The sequence below is a fragment of the Paraburkholderia sp. Clong3 genome, assembly GCF_050436485.1.
GTDB lineage: Bacteria > Pseudomonadota > Gammaproteobacteria > Burkholderiales > Burkholderiaceae > Paraburkholderia > Paraburkholderia tuberum.
In genome coordinates this window covers 2,369,990-2,386,295 of sequence record NZ_JBNDMH010000002.1, presented here as the reverse complement: position 1 = coordinate 2,386,295, position 16,306 = coordinate 2,369,990, and the positions used below count along the sequence as shown (strand labels likewise).

12 protein-coding genes are annotated in these 16,306 nt (G+C 64.9%); 10 read left to right on the top strand and 2 right to left on the bottom strand.

The features are described from left to right. Positions 1–491: 491 nt before the first annotated feature. From OKW30_RS15185 to OKW30_RS15165, 5 genes are all read left to right on the top strand, one after another. On the top strand, positions 492–995 hold the full coding sequence (locus tag OKW30_RS15185) for a lysozyme inhibitor LprI family protein (RefSeq protein WP_429347025.1): 504 nt from the start codon (positions 492–494) through the stop codon (positions 993–995). Positions 996–1,189: 194 nt separating this feature from the next. Further along, positions 1,190–2,083, top strand: coding sequence for a LysR family transcriptional regulator (locus OKW30_RS15180; protein ID WP_429347024.1), 894 nt, complete (start codon positions 1,190–1,192; stop codon positions 2,081–2,083). A gap of 245 nt (positions 2,084–2,328) precedes the next feature. After that, positions 2,329–3,345: a hydroxymethylglutaryl-CoA lyase gene (locus OKW30_RS15175; protein WP_429347023.1), complete on the top strand. Its 1,017-nt coding sequence runs from the start codon at positions 2,329–2,331 to the stop codon at positions 3,343–3,345. After that, positions 3,342–4,589, top strand: coding sequence for a CaiB/BaiF CoA transferase family protein (locus tag OKW30_RS15170; protein WP_429347022.1), 1,248 nt, complete (start codon positions 3,342–3,344; stop codon positions 4,587–4,589). Before OKW30_RS15175 ends, OKW30_RS15170 begins: the two co-directional genes overlap by 4 nt. Positions 4,590–4,650: 61 nt before the next feature. Further along, a complete protein-coding gene (locus OKW30_RS15165; RefSeq protein WP_184065059.1) occupies positions 4,651–6,153 on the top strand; it encodes an MFS transporter in 1,503 nt (500 codons plus the stop codon). On the opposite strand, the gene OKW30_RS15160 is transcribed toward OKW30_RS15165, so the two are convergent. After that, positions 6,154–6,303, bottom strand: a complete 150-nt coding sequence (locus OKW30_RS15160) for a hypothetical protein (protein WP_176109418.1) — start codon at positions 6,301–6,303, stop codon at positions 6,154–6,156. It lies immediately after the preceding gene. A gap of 876 nt (positions 6,304–7,179) precedes the next feature. Between OKW30_RS15160 and OKW30_RS15155 the strand changes: the two genes are divergently transcribed. The 5 genes from OKW30_RS15155 (at position 7,180) to OKW30_RS15135 (ending at position 14,781) form a co-directional block, all read left to right on the top strand. Continuing rightward, the gene (locus OKW30_RS15155; protein ID WP_429347759.1) at positions 7,180–8,175 is read left to right on the top strand and encodes a helix-turn-helix domain-containing protein; all 996 of its coding nucleotides are present in this window, start codon (positions 7,180–7,182) and stop codon (positions 8,173–8,175) included. 90 nt (positions 8,176–8,265) lie between these two features. Further along, positions 8,266–9,867: a sugar phosphate nucleotidyltransferase gene (locus tag OKW30_RS15150; protein ID WP_429347021.1), complete on the top strand. Its 1,602-nt coding sequence runs from the start codon at positions 8,266–8,268 to the stop codon at positions 9,865–9,867. Between the two features lie 55 nt (positions 9,868–9,922). Further along, positions 9,923–11,308, top strand: a complete 1,386-nt coding sequence (locus OKW30_RS15145; RefSeq protein WP_184065063.1) for an undecaprenyl-phosphate glucose phosphotransferase — start codon at positions 9,923–9,925, stop codon at positions 11,306–11,308. A gap of 40 nt (positions 11,309–11,348) precedes the next feature. Further along, on the top strand, positions 11,349–12,488 hold the full coding sequence (locus tag OKW30_RS15140; protein WP_184065065.1) for a polysaccharide biosynthesis/export family protein: 1,140 nt from the start codon (positions 11,349–11,351) through the stop codon (positions 12,486–12,488). 49 nt (positions 12,489–12,537) lie between these two features. Beyond that, entirely contained in the window at positions 12,538–14,781 is a 2,244-nt protein-coding gene (locus OKW30_RS15135; protein ID WP_429347020.1) for a polysaccharide biosynthesis tyrosine autokinase, read from the top strand. Between the two features lie 96 nt (positions 14,782–14,877). Here the strand turns inward: OKW30_RS15135 and OKW30_RS15130 are convergent, their stop codons facing one another. Further along, positions 14,878–16,257, bottom strand: a complete 1,380-nt coding sequence (locus tag OKW30_RS15130) for a hypothetical protein (RefSeq protein ID WP_429347019.1) — start codon at positions 16,255–16,257, stop codon at positions 14,878–14,880. Between the last annotated feature and the right edge of the window lie 49 nt (positions 16,258–16,306).

Genomic DNA, 16,306 nt, shown 5'->3' with positions numbered 1-16,306 from the left:
TGATACTAAAACGGAGTTTTTTGATCGCCACCGTCGGCAAATAACCGGTAGCGATCTACGCGGAACCACTTCGATTACGGAAACGTTGGACTCTATTGAGGTCGAGCCAGCCCAAACACAATAGCTTGCGCATCCTGTGAGCGCAATCGTTGGCCCGCTTTGTGGGACCTTCCATCTTGTCTTGCCGGAAGACAATCTGCACCTTGGGCAGACAGTATCAGTCAACACGCCAGAGAGTTTTTGAAAGGACTTGAGGCGAACAGAACGCGCCATCAATGCAAAAGTGCACGTACCGTTGTTTCAGTACGTGTACGATACATTGGTGAGTGTTTCTTTAAATGCTGTAGCAGACCATGCTGCGGACGAATTGACGCATCGCGAAAATCAGATGACTACCGAAATATTCCGAATTACATAAAAAAGTTTTCGCTGTTCCTCGAGCTTGCGTCAGCGCCGGGAAACGGAGGCTGGAGTGTTCTCTGAAGGTGTATATGATGCGTCCCACTAGAATGCTTGCTGTGCGGCTTATCATGGTTTCGATGTTTAATTTTCTTGATTTAACTGCGCTGAGCAAAACAATTTACTCGGTGCAGTTCGACTACAAAAAAGCAGCGCCATCATCGGTTTATTTTTCTGGAAAATTGCGCGAAGAAATTGACCGTCTTTGCAAGACCGGTGAGCACGCGGCAACCGCCGATATCGCTGCGTGCAGCCACAGGAATTTCGAACAAATTTACGCAGAATTGAATTCCACGATTAAATCGTTGGAAACTGAGTTGAGGAAAGGCGATGTTGATTTGAAGGTCGATAACAATCCTGTCGCATTGCCTTACTTTGAGAAAGGACAAAGGGCATGGGTCGAGTATCGCGACAACCAGTGTTACGCTGAAACCTATTCATTAGGCGAAGCGTCGGTGCGTTATATGACGTTTTGGGATTGCATGGCGCGCATAACGAAAGGGCGGATAAGCGATCTGAAGAGCACGGAAGACTAACGGAAGGCAACCGCGCCTCAAACAAGTCGCCCCGCTTTGCGGGCTTTCCATTCGAGCGTCAACGTGCTTGTTTCTGCTCTGCTTTGCACGGCAAGCCGTGGTTCGAGCCGCACCGCAAGCGACAGAAATCCTCCACGGCCTTCCACGATCAACCATAATTCCCCCCACCCCCAACCCACAAATCCGCTGCGCCGATGTGGCAAATCGATCAGGTGACGCTGCGCTTGTTCATCGCCGTGTGCGAGGAAGGCACGATCGCGCGCGCGGCCGAGCGTGAGTTCATCGCGCCGTCGGCGGTCAGCAAGCGGCTCGCCGATCTCGAAGCGCTCGTCGATGTCGCGTTGCTGTCGCGCAGCCAGCGCGGCGTGCGCGCCACCGCCGCCGGCGAAGCGCTGTTGCGCCACGCGCGGCTCATCATGCGCGGCCACGAACGCCTGCAGGCCGAGCTCAGCGAGTACGCGGCCGGCGCGCGTGGGCATGTGCGCGTGCTGGCGAACGTGTCGTCGATGGTGGAGTTTTTGCCCGAGGCGTTGTCGGCGTTTCTGCAGGCGAATCCGGCGATTCGCGTCGACGTCGAGGAGCGCGTCAGCGCGGACATCGTGCGCGGACTCGAAGAGGGTGTGGCCGATCTGGGCATCTGCCGCGACACGGTGCCGCTCGGCAGTCTCGACACGCTGCCGTATCGCGCCGACCATCTCGCGCTGATCGTGCCGCGCGCGCATCCGCTCGCGGGCGAGACGCAGATCGGCTTCGAGCAGACCCTCGGGTTCGATCATCTGGGGCTCGCATCGAATGCGTCGGTCAATGCGCTGATGCAGCGCATCGCGCTGGAGAAGGGCAGCGAGTTGAATTACCGCACCTATGTATCGACGTTCGACGCCGCCTATCGCTTCATCCAGGCGGGTCTCGCGGTCGCGATCCTGCCGCGCGAGGCGCTGTCGCGCCATGCGGCCGACGAGTACGGCATCGTCGCCGTGCCGTTGCGCGAGGCTTGGGCCGCGCGGCGCTTCGTGATCTGCATGCGGGATCGCGTGGCATTGACGCTGGCGGCCGCGCGATTGCTCGAGCATCTGCTGAGCGCCAGATAAGACGGGCGACACGCCTCGTCATCCACCCCTTCGCCACCTCCCCAGACAAACCCCTAGGCATTTCACCCAGGCGAGCGCCAAAGCCCGCCCCATCGGCCTGAGCCGCCATCGCGAGCGGCGATGGTGTGCTTCGTCAAAGCAGACTTTGCCGCGCGCCAGCACGCGGGCACGCTGTGACCCAGTCAGCGCATCACTTCCATCCAACGGGCCTCTGAAGCCCGCGTCCACGACGAGGATTCCAACCAATGAATGAAACCCGCGAGCGCGTCGTCGTGACCGAGGTCGGTCTGCGCGACGGTCTGCAAAGCATTGCCCGCATCATGTCCACCGACGACAAGCGGCGCTGGATCGACGCCGCCTACGCGGCCGGCGTGCGCCACATGGAAGTCGCGTCGTTCGTGCCGGCGAAGCTGCTGCCGCAAATGGCGGACGCCGCCGAGGTAGTCGCCCACGCCCGTAGCTACGACGATCTCAGCGTGAGCGCGCTCGTGCCGAACCTGAAGGGCGCGCAGCACGCGCTCGAGGCAGGCGTAGAGCGCATCGTCGCGCCGATTTCGGTGAGCGCCGCGCATAGCGCCGCGAACGTGCGCAAGACGCCCGCCGAGATGATCGACGCGTTCGCCGCGATGCGCGAGCTGATCGATGGCGCGTCCCCGGCAGGTGGGCGCCGCGTCGAGTTGATCGCCGGTTTGTCGACGGTGTTCGGCTGCACGCTGCAGGGCGCCGTGCCGTACGCGGATATCGCCGCGATCGCGCGCGCCGCGGTGCAGGCCGGCGCCGACGTGATCGCGCTCGGCGATACGACCGGCGAAGCGACGCCGCGTCAGGTCGGCGAGGTCATCGAGCTGGTGCGCGACGTCGCGGGCGACAGGCTGCGCTCGCTGCATTTCCACGACACGCGCGGCCTCGGGCTCGCCAACACGCTGGTCGCGCTGCAGCACGGGATCCGCGAGTTCGATGCGTCGCTGGCTGGTCTCGGCGGCTGTCCGCATGCGCCGGGCGCAACCGGCAACGTCAATACCGAAGACCTCGTGTTCATGCTCGACAGCATGGGCTACGACACCGATATCGACATCGCGCGGCTACTCGCATCGCGCGCGGTGCTGGCGCAAGCGCTGCCGGGCGAGCCGCTGTACGGCTATCTCGCGCGAGCGGGACTACCGAAACAGTTCGCGCACGCGCAAGCGGTCGCGCGCGACTCCGCCAGCTACGCCGAATCTTTGCGTTGTCCCCATGCTTCCGTTCCGCAGGTGCCGCAATGACTCCGCTTTCCTCCGCTACTTCAGCTTCGTCGTCGACGTCCACGCCGCAGCCGGGTACCTTGCCGCTCGCGGGCATCCGCGTGATCGAGTTGTCGCATATGGTGATGGGTCCGACCTGCGGCATGATTCTCGGCGACCTCGGCGCCGAAGTGATCAAGGTCGAGCCGCCGCGCGGCGACAGCACGCGCCGGCTGCTCGGCACCGGCGCGGGCTTTTTCCGCACCTTCAATCGCAACAAGAAGAGCGTCGCGCTCGATCTCGACAGTGAAGCCGGTCTCGCCGCGCTGAAGCAACTCGTCGATAGCGCCGACGTCTTCATCGAAAACTTCAAACCCGGCCGCATGGCGAGTCTCGGCCTCGATTACGCGACGCTGCGCGAGCGCAATCCGCGGCTGATTTACGTGTCCCACAAGGGCTTTCTCAATGGTCCGTACGAACATCGTCTGGCGCTCGACGAAGTCGTGCAGATGATGGCGGGCCTCGCGTACATGACCGGTCCGGTGGGCCGTCCGCTACGCGCGGGCAGCTCGGTCAACGACATCATGGGCGGCATGTTCGGCGCGATCGGCGTGCTGGCGGCGCTGCACGAACGGCACGCGAGCGGCCGCGGCAAGGAGGTGCAGAGCGCGCTGTTCGAGAACTGCGTGCTGCTCTCGGCGCAGCACATGCAGCAGTTCGCGGCGACCGGCGTGGCCGCCGCGCCGATGCCCGAGCGCATCAGCGCCTGGGCCGTCTACGACGTGTTTACGCTCGCGCACGGCGAGCAGATGTTCATCGCCGCGACCGGCGACGCGCAGTGGCGCGCGCTGTGCGCGATTCTCGAACGCGACGATCTGCTCGCCGATGCGCGCCTCGCGACCAACAACGACCGCGTGCTCGCGCGCGGCTGGCTGCTGCAGACGGTCGGCGAAAGCCTGAGCCGTCTCGACGGCGCGACGCTCGTGCCGCTGTTCGAGCGCAATCACATTCCGTTCGCGTCGATCACGAAGCCCGAGGAGTTGTTCGACGATCCGCACCTGAACGCGAGCGGCGGCCTGGTGCCGCTGACGCTCGACGACGGCAGCGAAACCGCGATGCCGTTGCTGCCGATTTCGCTCGACGGTGCGCGTCTCGGGCCGCGTCGGCCGATCGCGAAGATCGGCGAGCACACCGTCGAGGTGCTGCGCGAACTCGGGTTCGACGACGCGCGGATCGCGGAGCTCGGCGGTGGCGTGCAATCGCGGGCGCCGCGCGCGGCTGCGTGAGCGTCGTGCCGCGCTTGACCCGCTGCAGCGGGCAATAGACCAATAATTCTGGAGACAGACGATGAAATCGTCGAATCAGGCGATGTACTCAACGGCGCTCGGCGATGCCGGCGCGCTCGACGGCTCACCCACGGACGCGGGCGCAGATGCAGCAGGCTCGGACCGCGCCGGCGCGATCGCGCTCGACGGCGCGCGCATTTCCGCGCGGCTCGACCGGCTACCCGCGACCCGCACGATCTGGCAGCTCGTGATGCTGCTGAGCTTCGGCATGTTCTTCGAACTCTACGACCTGATGTACTCCGGCTATATCGCGCCGGGACTCGTGCACAGCGGCCTGCTGACGGCCACGACGCGCGGCCTGTTCGGCACGAGCGGCGTCGCGAGTTTCATCGCCGCGCTGTTCGCGGGCCTGTTCATCGGCACGGCGGCGTGCGGCTTTCTCGCCGACCGCTTCGGCCGGCGCGCGATCTTCACCTGGTCGCTGCTGTGGTACACGGCGGCCAACGTCGTGATGGCTTTCCAGCATACGGCGCTCGGATTGAACTGCTGGCGCTTTATCGCGGGGATCGGCATCGGCGTCGAGATCGTCACGATCGGCACGTATATTTCCGAACTCGTGCCGAAGCACATTCGCGGGCGCGCTTCGGCGTGCTCGCAGGCGGTCGGCTTCTGCGCGGTGCCGATCGTCGCGTTCCTGTCGTATCTGCTGGTGCCGCAACGCCTGTTCGGTCTCGACGGCTGGCGTGTGGTCGTGCTGATCGGCGCGATTGGCGCGATCGTAGTGTGGTGGATTCGCCGCGGCTTGCCGGAGAGCCCGCGCTGGCTCGCGCAAAAAGGCCGCCTCGACGAAGCCGACGCGGTGATGACGCGTCTCGAAGCACGCGTCGCGCGCGAGTATCGGCGCCAATGCGGCCTGCCGTTGCCCGAGCCCGCGCTGCCCGAACCGGTGCGCGCGCGGGCCGCGTTTCGTGATCTGCTGGTGCCGCCGTATCGCAGGCGCACGCTGATGCTGATCATCTTTCACGTGTTCCAGACGATGGGCTACTACGGCTTCGCGAACTGGATTCCGACGCTGCTGATGAAGCAGGGCATCACGGTGACGACGAGTCTGATGTACGCGAGCATCATCGCGATCGCGGCGCCGCTCGGGCCGTTGCTGGGGCTGCTGATCGCCGATCGCTTCGAGCGCAAGACCGTCATCGTCTGCATGGCGGCGGTCAACGTCGTGTGCGGACTCGCGTTCAGCCAGGCGCGCGAGACGGTGCTGCTCGTGAGTCTCGGCGTGTGCCTCGTGCTCGCGGGCAACATCATTTCATACAGCTATCACGCGTACCAGGCCGAACTGTTTCCGACCGGCATCCGCGCGCGCGCGGTCGGCTTCGTCTACTCGTGGAGCCGGATTTCGGCGATGTTCTCGGCGTTCGTGATCGCCGCCTGCCTCGGCCGCTTCGGCGTGAACGGCGTGTTCGTGTTCATCTCGGGGGCAATGGCGATCGTCATGGTCGCGATCGGTACGCTGGGACCGAAGACGCGCGATGTCGCGCTCGAGGATCTTTCGAAGTAGCTAGGAGTCCTGGCGAGTCTCGTCGTTGCTCGACAGCCGGTCCGATACGTTGCCGAGCAGCAGCGCGAGCAGCACCACGCCGATCATTGCGAACAGGAACCCGCCGATCATCGTGGCAAGTATCAGCGTGATCCATGAAATGCCGTTCATGTGTGCGGTCCAGCGCGTTTGTCGGGGGCATCGTAACCCGTTCAGAACCACTTCTATGTGCGCTTGCCCGCCGTAAACCTGTCAGGCGACGCCGAACTATCGTCGCGTCGTGCCATTACGCGGCGCGTTTTGCCCGGGTGTCACAGTCGTTGCGTAGGGATGGCGGACTTCGTTCGCTGTCCTCGATCCCCCTTGCGGAAACCTCGTAGTCCATTTCCGCAATCGGTTGGCGGAAATGCACCCGCTCGCACCCGACTTATTCCGCCATTGGCCCACCTATTGCGGGGGCGCTAAAGTCGTCCGATATCCGTGTTTCAGGTTTGAAACGTTAATCGCCACGTTTATATTCCCGCCATCAGTAAAAATGAATTAAATAATCTTTTCTGGCGCGTTGAGTGCTTGCATTGGACGGCGCAAGGGTCGGTTGCGCGGCGCTTGCGCGGATCCTCAGGGGACGTTGTCGATGGAGCCGGGCCCGCTTGGTAGGGGCGGGGGTGTTCCACTCATCAATAGCCGATCTCGGCAAAAAAACTCTTTTAAAATACGCTTCGGTGGGTACATAAGGCGGAGACACGCCGCTTTTCGAGTAGCCGCGCAGTGTGCGCTGGCGTACGCATTCATTTTTCAAATTGCATTAAGATTTGCGAGTGCATATTCAACCATATGCGGTTAGACGATTAATTCAGTGAAAAGACGGTCGTTTCGGTATTGTGCCGAATTGCACTGGCCGATCACGTATTCATAGTGCCAATATGTCTGCACTTTCGGACATGACGGCAGAGCGCCGGAGGCCGTCGCTATGATGCACTGCGCGGAGTTCGCATTGTGCGTGATCGTAAAAGGTGTAGTAGATCGTTTTCTGTCGAGAGGATGACTATGACCTGCGCGAGTCTGGAGTCTGCAATGCTGCGCTGGGTGCACGCTCCGAACAAGGGCGTGCGTCGTGTCGCGATTCTGTTGTTCAACGACTGCGCGCTGCAAGGGGCGGGCGTGATCGCCGAGGTGTTCCAGGCTGCCAACGAACTCGCCACCTCCGGTTCGGGCGCGTGGCTGTACGACGTGTCGTTCTTGTCCGCCGGCGGCGGCATGGTGATTTCGTCGTCGGGTTTGCGCGTCTGGACCGACGGACTCGACGCGCGCCATTACGGCGGCTTCGACGCGCTCTATGTGGCGGGCGGCAAGGGCGCGGCGGCGGCGGCGCGCGATGAGCGTCTGCTTGGATGGCTGCGGCGCGTGCGTCGCAACACCGCGATGATCCGGCCGATCGCCGAAGGGCGCGCGGTGCTCGACGCGGCGGCCCTGCCCGAGGACAAGGAAGAGAGCGACCCGCACCAGCCGGCCTTGGCCAGAAATGGCGCGGGCTCGGCGGAGCAGGGCGTCGTCGACCTTAGCGACCGGCTGGAATCGATGCGCAGCGCGCTCGCGATGATCAAGCGCGATCTGGGCAACGCGACCGCGCGCTCGGCTGCCGAGCGGCTGCTGTCCGACTCGTGCACGAACCTCGCGCCGCTGCTCGGCGAGGACGGCGGCATGAGTCCCGGCGCCAAGGTTCGCGCGGCGGCGCGCTGGCTGCAGGAAAACTGCCAGCAGTCAATTTCGATTGCGGATGCCGCGCAGTTCGCGGCGATGAGCGAGCGCAACTTTCTGCGCCGCTTCAAGATGGAAATGGGTATCACGCCGTCGAGTTTCCTGTTGCACGAGCGCCTCGCGGTGACGTGCAGCCTGTTGACCGAATCGGAATTGCCGGTCGACAAGATCGCCCGGCGCACCGGGATGGGCAACGGCGACCGGCTCGCGAAAGTGTTTCGCAAGCGGATGAGGATTTCGCCGACCGAGTTCAGGATTCAAAGCCGCCGCATGGCAGGCGAGTAGCACCGACGGAGCCAGCCCGGTAACCGCGCACGACAGGCGGGGACCGGTCCGTTGTTCGCCGTACCTTGCAGATCGAAAAGGATTCCCGATATGTTGACGCAGGCAGGTGTGAGCGCCCGATCCGTCGAGCCGAACGGCGCAAGCGCCGGGGTTGCTGGCGCGCGCTGCGCGCACATCGTCCCGGTCATTCTCGCGGGCGGCTCGGGCACGCGGCTTTGGCCGGTGTCGCGCGAAAACTTTCCGAAGCAGCTGATCGACGTGGTCGGCTCCGACTCGCTGCTGCAGGCGACCGCGCGGCGGCTCGAGGGCTTCCCGGCGGGCTGGAGCGTCGACGCTTCGCCGATCGTCGTGTGCGGCGAGGAGCATCGCTTCGTGATCGCCGAACAGTTGCATGAAAACGGCGTCGACGCGCGTCTGATCGTCGAGCCCGCGCGCCGCGACACGGCGCCCGCGCTGACGCTCGCGGCATCGCTCGCGTGCGCGGCCGGCGACGACGCGATCCTGATCGTGATGCCGGCCGACCACGCGATCGCGGACCTGCCTGCCCTGCAGCGCGCGCTAGCGTGCGCGGCGCACCACGCGAGCGAGGGCGCGATTGCGACGCTGGGTGTGCCGCCGACGCGTCCCGACACCGGCTTCGGCTATATCCGGATCGGCGCGGCATTGGCCGCTGGCGGCCACGCGATCGACGGTTTCGTCGAGAAGCCCGCCGAGGAAATCGCGAGGCAATACCTGGCGGCCGGCACCTACTGGTGGAATAGCGGCATCTTCGTCGTGCGTGCGCGCGTGTGGCTCGACACGCTCGCGGCGCTGCGGCCCGACATGCATGCGCCGTGCGCAACCGCGTTCGCGAGCGGCAAGCAGGACGGCGACGTATTCCGGCCATCGCACGACGCGTTCCTCGACGTGCCCGCCGATTCGATCGACTACGCGGTGATGGAGCGTTTGACCGAACCGCCGCCGGCGCAAGACGACAGCGCGAGCAACGTCGAAGCGCAAGGCGCGGCACAGAACGATATGCAAGCTCAAAGTCGAGCCGCGGTTATTCCGCCCGGCGTCGTGATCCCGCTCGAAGCCGGCTGGTCCGACCTCGGCTCATGGGACGCGGTATGGGCGGCGATGGAGAAGGACCCGAACGGCAACGCCGGGCGCGGCCGCGTGGCGTTCGAAGGCGCGGTGTCCTGCTATGCGCATTCGGAAGGGCGGCTCGTCGCGTGCGTCGGCACCGCGAACGTCGTCGTGGTCGAGACCGCGGACGCGGTGCTCGTGGTGGATCGCTCGCATGTGCAGGACGTCAAGGGGCTCGTGTCGCGCATCAAGGCGCAGCACGCGCCGGAGGCCGACGCGCATCGCAAGGTGCGGCGCCCGTGGGGCTTCTACGACTCGATCGATCGCGGCGAGCGCTTCCAGGTCAAGCGCATCGTCGTGACGCCCGGCGCAAAGCTGTCGCTGCAACTCCATCATCATCGCGCTGAGCATTGGGTGGTCGTGCGCGGCACCGCGCTCGTCACGCGCGGCGAAGAGCAGTTCCTGCTCAGCGAAAACGAATCGACCTACATTCCGCTCGGCACGCGTCACCGGCTTGAAAACCCCGGCAGGGTGCCGCTCGAAATCATCGAAATCCAGTCGGGTACCTATCTCGGCGAAGACGACATCGTGAGGTTTGACGACAACTACGGCCGCTGCCCGTAGGCAGCCCATGCACGCCCCTTTTTGCGTACAGGAACGGCAGAACGAGGTAAGTAAAATGCGCAAGTTTCAGGATCTGCTCGCGCGGATTTTCGATGTCGCTCTGGTATTGGCGGGTGCGACCGTGGCGTCGCGGATCCGCTTTGATTATCTCGGCCAGTCGGGTTTCTACTGGGCGCTGGTGATGTTTTCGGCTGCGTTCGCGCTCGCGATCTTCCCCGCGTTCGGCGTCTACGAATCATGGCGCGGCCGCTCGAAGCTCGGGCTCGCCGGTCAGGTGTCGCTCGCGTGGCTGATCGTGCAGGCCTGCGCGCTCGTGCTGATGTACTCGCTGCATCGCATCGATATCGTGTCGCGGCTGTGGTTCTCGTACTGGACCGCGACGACGGGTGGCCTGCTGATCGCGAATCGGGTGATCGCGCACGCGGTGCTCGCGCGGGCGCGCGGCGCGGGCATGAACCTGCATCAGGTGGCGATCGTCGGCAGCGGTTCGCAGTGCGATGCGCTCCTGCGCCGCATCGAGTCGGCGCCGACCGCGGGCTTTCGCGCGACCGCCGTCTACAACACGCGCCCGGACGACACCGGCATAACGAATCCGCGCGTGCCGGTGTTCGATCGCGTCGATCTGCTGGCCGACTACATTCGCACCAACGACGTGCACGAGCTATGGCTGATGCTGTCGCTGTCCGAGGAGCCGCTGATCTGCGCGCTGATCGACGAGTTCCGCGACGACCTCGTGAATATCCGCTTCATGCCGGACGTGCGCAGCCATGCGCTGTTCGAAGGCAGCGGCGTGGTCGATCTGCTCGGCGTGCCGGCGATCAATCTGGTCGCCTCGCCGCTGTCGGCCAACGCGATGCTGAAAAAGGAAGTCTTCGACCGGCTGTTCGCCGCGGCCGCGATCGTTGCCCTCGCGCCGCTGCTGCTTGGCATCGCGATCGCGGTCAAGCTGTCCTCGCGCGGACCGGTGCTGTTCAAACAGAAGCGCAAGGGCGCGGACGGCCGAGTGTTCACGATCTACAAGTTCCGCTCGATGCGCGTGCATACCGAAGCGAAGGGCACTTTGAGCCAGGCGACGCGCAACGACAAGCGCGTGACGAAAGTGGGCGCGTTTCTGCGCCGCACGAGCCTCGACGAGCTGCCGCAATTTTTCAACGTGTTGCGTGGCGACATGTCGGTCGTAGGACCGCGTCCTCATGCGCTCGAGCACGACGACCTCTATCAGAAGGTGGTCGCGGGCTATATCAATCGCTACCGGATCAAACCGGGAATCACGGGCTGGGCGCAAATCAACGGCTTCCGTGGCGAAACCGACCGCATCGAGAAGATGGAGCGTCGCGTCGAACATGACCTGTACTACCTGGGACACTGGTCGTTCGCACTCGACATGCGGATCATCGGCGCGACGATTGTCGCCGGACTGGTGCATCGAAACGCTTACTAGAAAGTCGATAACAACGCCTCGGGGCGAAGGAGTAAAGATCATGAGCTCACTTGGTTTTCGCACAGGAAGTCTTGTGGTTTTCGCAAGCGCAGCATTGCTTTCCGGATGTCAGGTCGTACCGGGACAACGGATGGTCACGCCGGCCGCGATTCAGGAGACGGGTGGCGAATTCAGTACCGAAGCCTCGCAGCAGAAGCAGATTCCGATCACCGATATCAATCTGGAACTGCTGAAGAAGCTGAATGCCGACCAGACTGCCTCGGTGTTGCCGCCGACGACGACGGGTCTGTTCGGCAAGCCAGCCATGTACAGGGTCGGCCCCGGCGACGTGCTGCAGATCGTCGTGTGGGATCACCCGGAACTCGCGGCCGCGCTGGGACAGCCGCCGACGACCTCGCGCCCTTCCGATGCAAGTCCGGGCTTCCTGATCGACGAGAACGGCGACATCCAGTTTCCGTACGCGGGCAACCTGCACGTCGCCGGCAAGGACGTCGCGACGATCCAGCGCGAGCTGCATTCGCGGCTGAGCAAGGTCTATCAGAAGCCCGAGGTGACGGTGCGCGTCGCGTCGTTCCGTAACGCGACGGTGTATATCGACGGCGAAGTGCGCACACCGGGCACGCAATCGATCAACGACATTCCGATGTCGCTGACGAACGCGATCGGCCTGAGCGGCGGCTTCAACACGACCGCGGATCGCAGCCGGGTCGATCTGATCCGCAACGGCACGACCTATAGGCTGAACATCGACGACCTCGTCAAGCGCGGCCGCAATCCGTCGGATATCTATCTGCAGCCGGGCGATACCGTGCGCGTGAACGCGCGCGAAGACAGCGGCGTCTACGTGATGGGCGAAGTCAACAAGCCGGCCACGGTGCTGCCGTTGCGCAACGGCTCGCTGACGCTGTCGCAGGCGATCTCCGACGGCGGCAGCTTCGACTCGAATACGGCCTCGGGGCAGCAGCTGTTCGTGATCCGCAATTCGACCAGCGACTCGCCGCAGATCTATCACCTCGATGCGACCTCGCCGGTGGCGATGCTGCTTGCGAACCAGTTCGAGCTGCAGCCGAAGGACATCGTGTACGTCGGTCAGGGCGGTCTGGTTCGCTTCAACCGTGTGTTGAACCTGCTGTTGCCCGCGATCAACGCGGCGGTGACGGGAGTCGTCGTGTCGAAGTGACGCATGCGTGACGCGATATCTGAACCGGCAGGCCTTGTTGGGTGAAAACATGGCAATCAATTACGAAAACCGTTACGCCGGCGTGTATGAACCGGGGCAGTTGCATCTGTCGGACTACGTGCGCACGATCGTGCGCGGTTGGCGCACGATCCTCACCGTGACGCTGATCGCGCTCGCGCTCGGTTGCGCGTACGCGTTCCTCACGCCGCCGGTCTATCGTTCGGACGTGCTGTTTCACGTCCAGGACAGGACGGCGAACGCGGTGAACGTCAATGCGAACGGCCGGGACGCGGCGGCGCCGCTTCCCGGAGCGTACGATTCGAAGCCGTCGACCGCGGCGCAGATCGAGCTTTTGAAGTCGCGTCTCGTCACCGAGGAGGCGGTCCGCGCGCTGCACCTCGACATCACGGCGAAGCCGCGTTATCTGCCGGTGATCGGCAGCAAGATCGCCGGACTCGTGAACGGGCACTGGTGGTTCCGGCTGCCGTCGTTCGTCAACCTGCGCGGGTTCGCGTGGGGCAACGAGAGCATCGCGGTGTCGCGCTTCGACACGTCGAAGGACTTGTATGGCGAGACCTTCACGCTAGTCGCGGGCGCCGGCAACACCTTCATGCTGCGCGATCCTCACGGCAGCGCGATCCTGTCGGGGCGCGTCGGCGAGACCGTGCAAACCGATACCGCGGTCGGCCCGGTCACGCTGCACGTCGACACACTGGTCGGCGCGCCCGGCTCGCGTTTCGAGCTGACGCGCGCGTCGACGCTCGGCACGGTAGAGCGTCTGGCGAAGACGATGGTCGTGCAGGAAACGGCGGAGGACTCCGGCGTGATCCGCGTGAGTCTCGAAGGCGCCGATCCGGCGCTGACCGCGGCGATCGTCAACAACGTGGCGCGCCAGTTCGTGCGGCAGGATCTCGCGAGCCGTTCGACCGAATCCGACCACACGCTCGCGTATCTCGAACAGCAACTGCCCGACGCGCGCAAGGCGCTCGACGACGCGGAAGAGCGCTACGGCAAGTTCCGCAATACACATGGCGCCGTCGATCTCGGTGAAGAAAGCAAGCTGCTGCTGCAGCAGATCGTCGACAACAAGACGAAGCTGCTCGATCTGCAGCAGCAGCGCGCGGAGCTGTTGCAGCGTTTTACGCCGAATCATCCGATGGTCGCCGCGCTCGATGCGCAGATCGCCGCGTTGCAGGGCGCGCAGAGCACGATGAACCACAGCGTCTCGACGATGCCCGACACCGAGCAGACCGCGCTGCGTCTGCAGCGCGACGTGCACGTGAACACCGATCTGTACACGAACCTGCTCAACAGCGTGCAGCGACTGCGGGTCGCGCAGGCGGGGCAGGTGAGCGGCGTGCGCGTGGTGGACTTCGCCGAAACGCCCGACGATCCGGTGTGGCCGAAGCGCATGCTGGTGATCCTGATCTCGCTCGGCGGCGGCCTCGCTCTCGGCTTGCTGCTGGTCTTCTTGCGGCGCGCGATGCGCGGCGGCGTGGAGCGCCCGGACGAACTCGAGGGGATGCTCGGCGTGCCGGTATTCGCGGTGGTGCCGCGCAGCCAGACGCAGTTGCGCCTGCAGGAAAAGGTGTCGCTGCGCCAGCGCGGGCAGCATGTGCTGGCGCAACAGGCGCCCGAAGATATCGCGGTGGAAGGGGTGCGCAATTTGCGCACCTCGCTGCAGCTGTCGCTCGATCATGCGGCCAACAACGTCGTGATGATCACCGGCTCGCGGCCCGATGCGGGCAAGTCGTTCCTGTCGGTGAATCTGGCGACGCTGGTCGCGTCGGCGAACAAGCGCGTGCTGATCATCGACGGCGACATGCGACGCGGCGACGTGCATTCGCATTTCGGCGTCAGCCATCGGCCGGGACTGTCCGACGTGCTGTGCGGCGGCGATCTCAACGCGATGATCCAGCGCGACGTGCTGCCCAACCTCGACGTGCTCGCGAAAGGCACGCTGCCCTCGCACCCGGCCGAGCTGCTGATGAGCAAACGCTTCGAAGCGATGCTCGAGGTGTTGAAGCCGCAATACGACGTCGTGATCATCGACACGCCGCCGGTGCTCGCCGTGACCGACTCGACGCTGATCGGCAAATACGCGGCGACGACGCTGCTCGTCGTGCGGCATGGGCGTCAACCGCTGCATGAGATCATCGAAACCACCAAACGCCTGCGTAACGGTGGCGTCGGTCTGCGCGGCGTGCTGCTCACCGACGTGCCGCAGGAAGCGGCGTTTCTCGGCTCGGGGTATCAGGGCGGCTATTACGGCTACGACAGCATCGCCGGCTGACACTGCTGCCCGCGCGCGCGTCTTTCGGGGCGCCGCGCGGGCGGGCGTGATCGACTGCACGCCCGTGCCGCCGTCCCGCGAGATACCTCGCAATCCTTAGTGGTGACGCAGCAGATCGCGCAATGCGCGCGACTCTTCCGCCGTCGGCTGCATGGTTTGCCACGCCGACTCGTGCGACGCGAGCGCGACGAGCCGTTGCGCGGCCTTGCTGCTCGAATCGATCCGCAACGCTTCGTTGGCGTTGTGCGACGCGCACTCCCAATGTCCCACGTTGCTGCAGCCGCGCGCGAGGCTCAGCAACGCGTCGCGTTGCTGCTCTAGCGTGCTCACCTGGGCGCGCATGCTGCGCGCGTCGCGATTGTCGGGCTGCGCGGTGATTACGGCGGCGAGGCGTGCTCTGGTCGCCGCCAGATTGCCTCGTTGCAGATAGCCGTGCGCGGCTTTCAGATTGCGCTCGGCGTCGGCGCGCTGTTTGTCGGCTTGCGTGAGCGGGGCGGCCATCGTGTCGGTGTTGGTGCTGGTCGACGCGACCGCCGTGCCACGCGGCGTGGGCGCGGAGACGGCCGCGCTCGATGTCTTCGTTGACGCTACGGCGCGCGCGGTCGTGACGACGGGCGGTGTCGGTCGCGCTGCGGTCGGCGTGGTCGCAACGACGGGCGTTGACGGTCGCGCTGGGACGGGCGCGGTCGCCACGACGGGTGGAGCCGATCGCGCTACGGCAGGCGCGGTCGCAACGACCGGCGGTGACGATGGCGCAACGGTCGGTGCGGTCGCCACGATGGGCGGGCTCGATCGCGCTACGGTGGACGCGGTCGCAACGACCTGCGTTGACGATGGCGCGACGGTCGGCGCGGTCGCCACGACGGGCGGTGCCGGTGGCGCGACGGGGGCCGCGTGCACGTTCGCCGGTTGCTGCCGCGCGACGACAACGGGACGCGGCCGTTGCGCGGCGATCGACGCCGGCTTCGGCGCCGCGGCAACCGACGGCGCCGCATTCTGCGCAACGTTCTGTGCAGGGGCTTGGCCAGGGTTGTCCGGGCGCACCGTGCCGAAGACCGTGACCGGCGTGTCGACGCTCGCATCGTCGTCGTTGAGTAGAACGAAGCCGACGTACACGACGCCGAGCGTCGCGAGCGCGGCTGCGGCAAGCGCGAGCGGATGCCGCCGTCGACGCCCGCCCGGCTCGAACGTCGCTTCGTCGATCAGATCGTAGGGGCTCATCTTCGTTTGCGCGGAGCGTCGCGACGAACGGTCCGCGGGCAAGCTCGCGGCCGCTGGCAGCGGTTCGAGTTGCGTGCGCGATGCGCTCGGCGCCCGGGATCGCGCGGAGCGCTCGCCGGGCTTGTCGTCCGTATCGAACGAATCGATCGGCAGCGCATGGCATGCGGGACACGGCGAAAAGCGGCCCGGCAGCGGCACGCCGCAGTATGCGCAGTGATGGAAAAACGGCTGGTCGGAGGTCGTGTCGCGCGGCATGGCCGTGTTGCTCCACTGGCGCCGAAGGGCGGCGCCATCAAAAAGAATG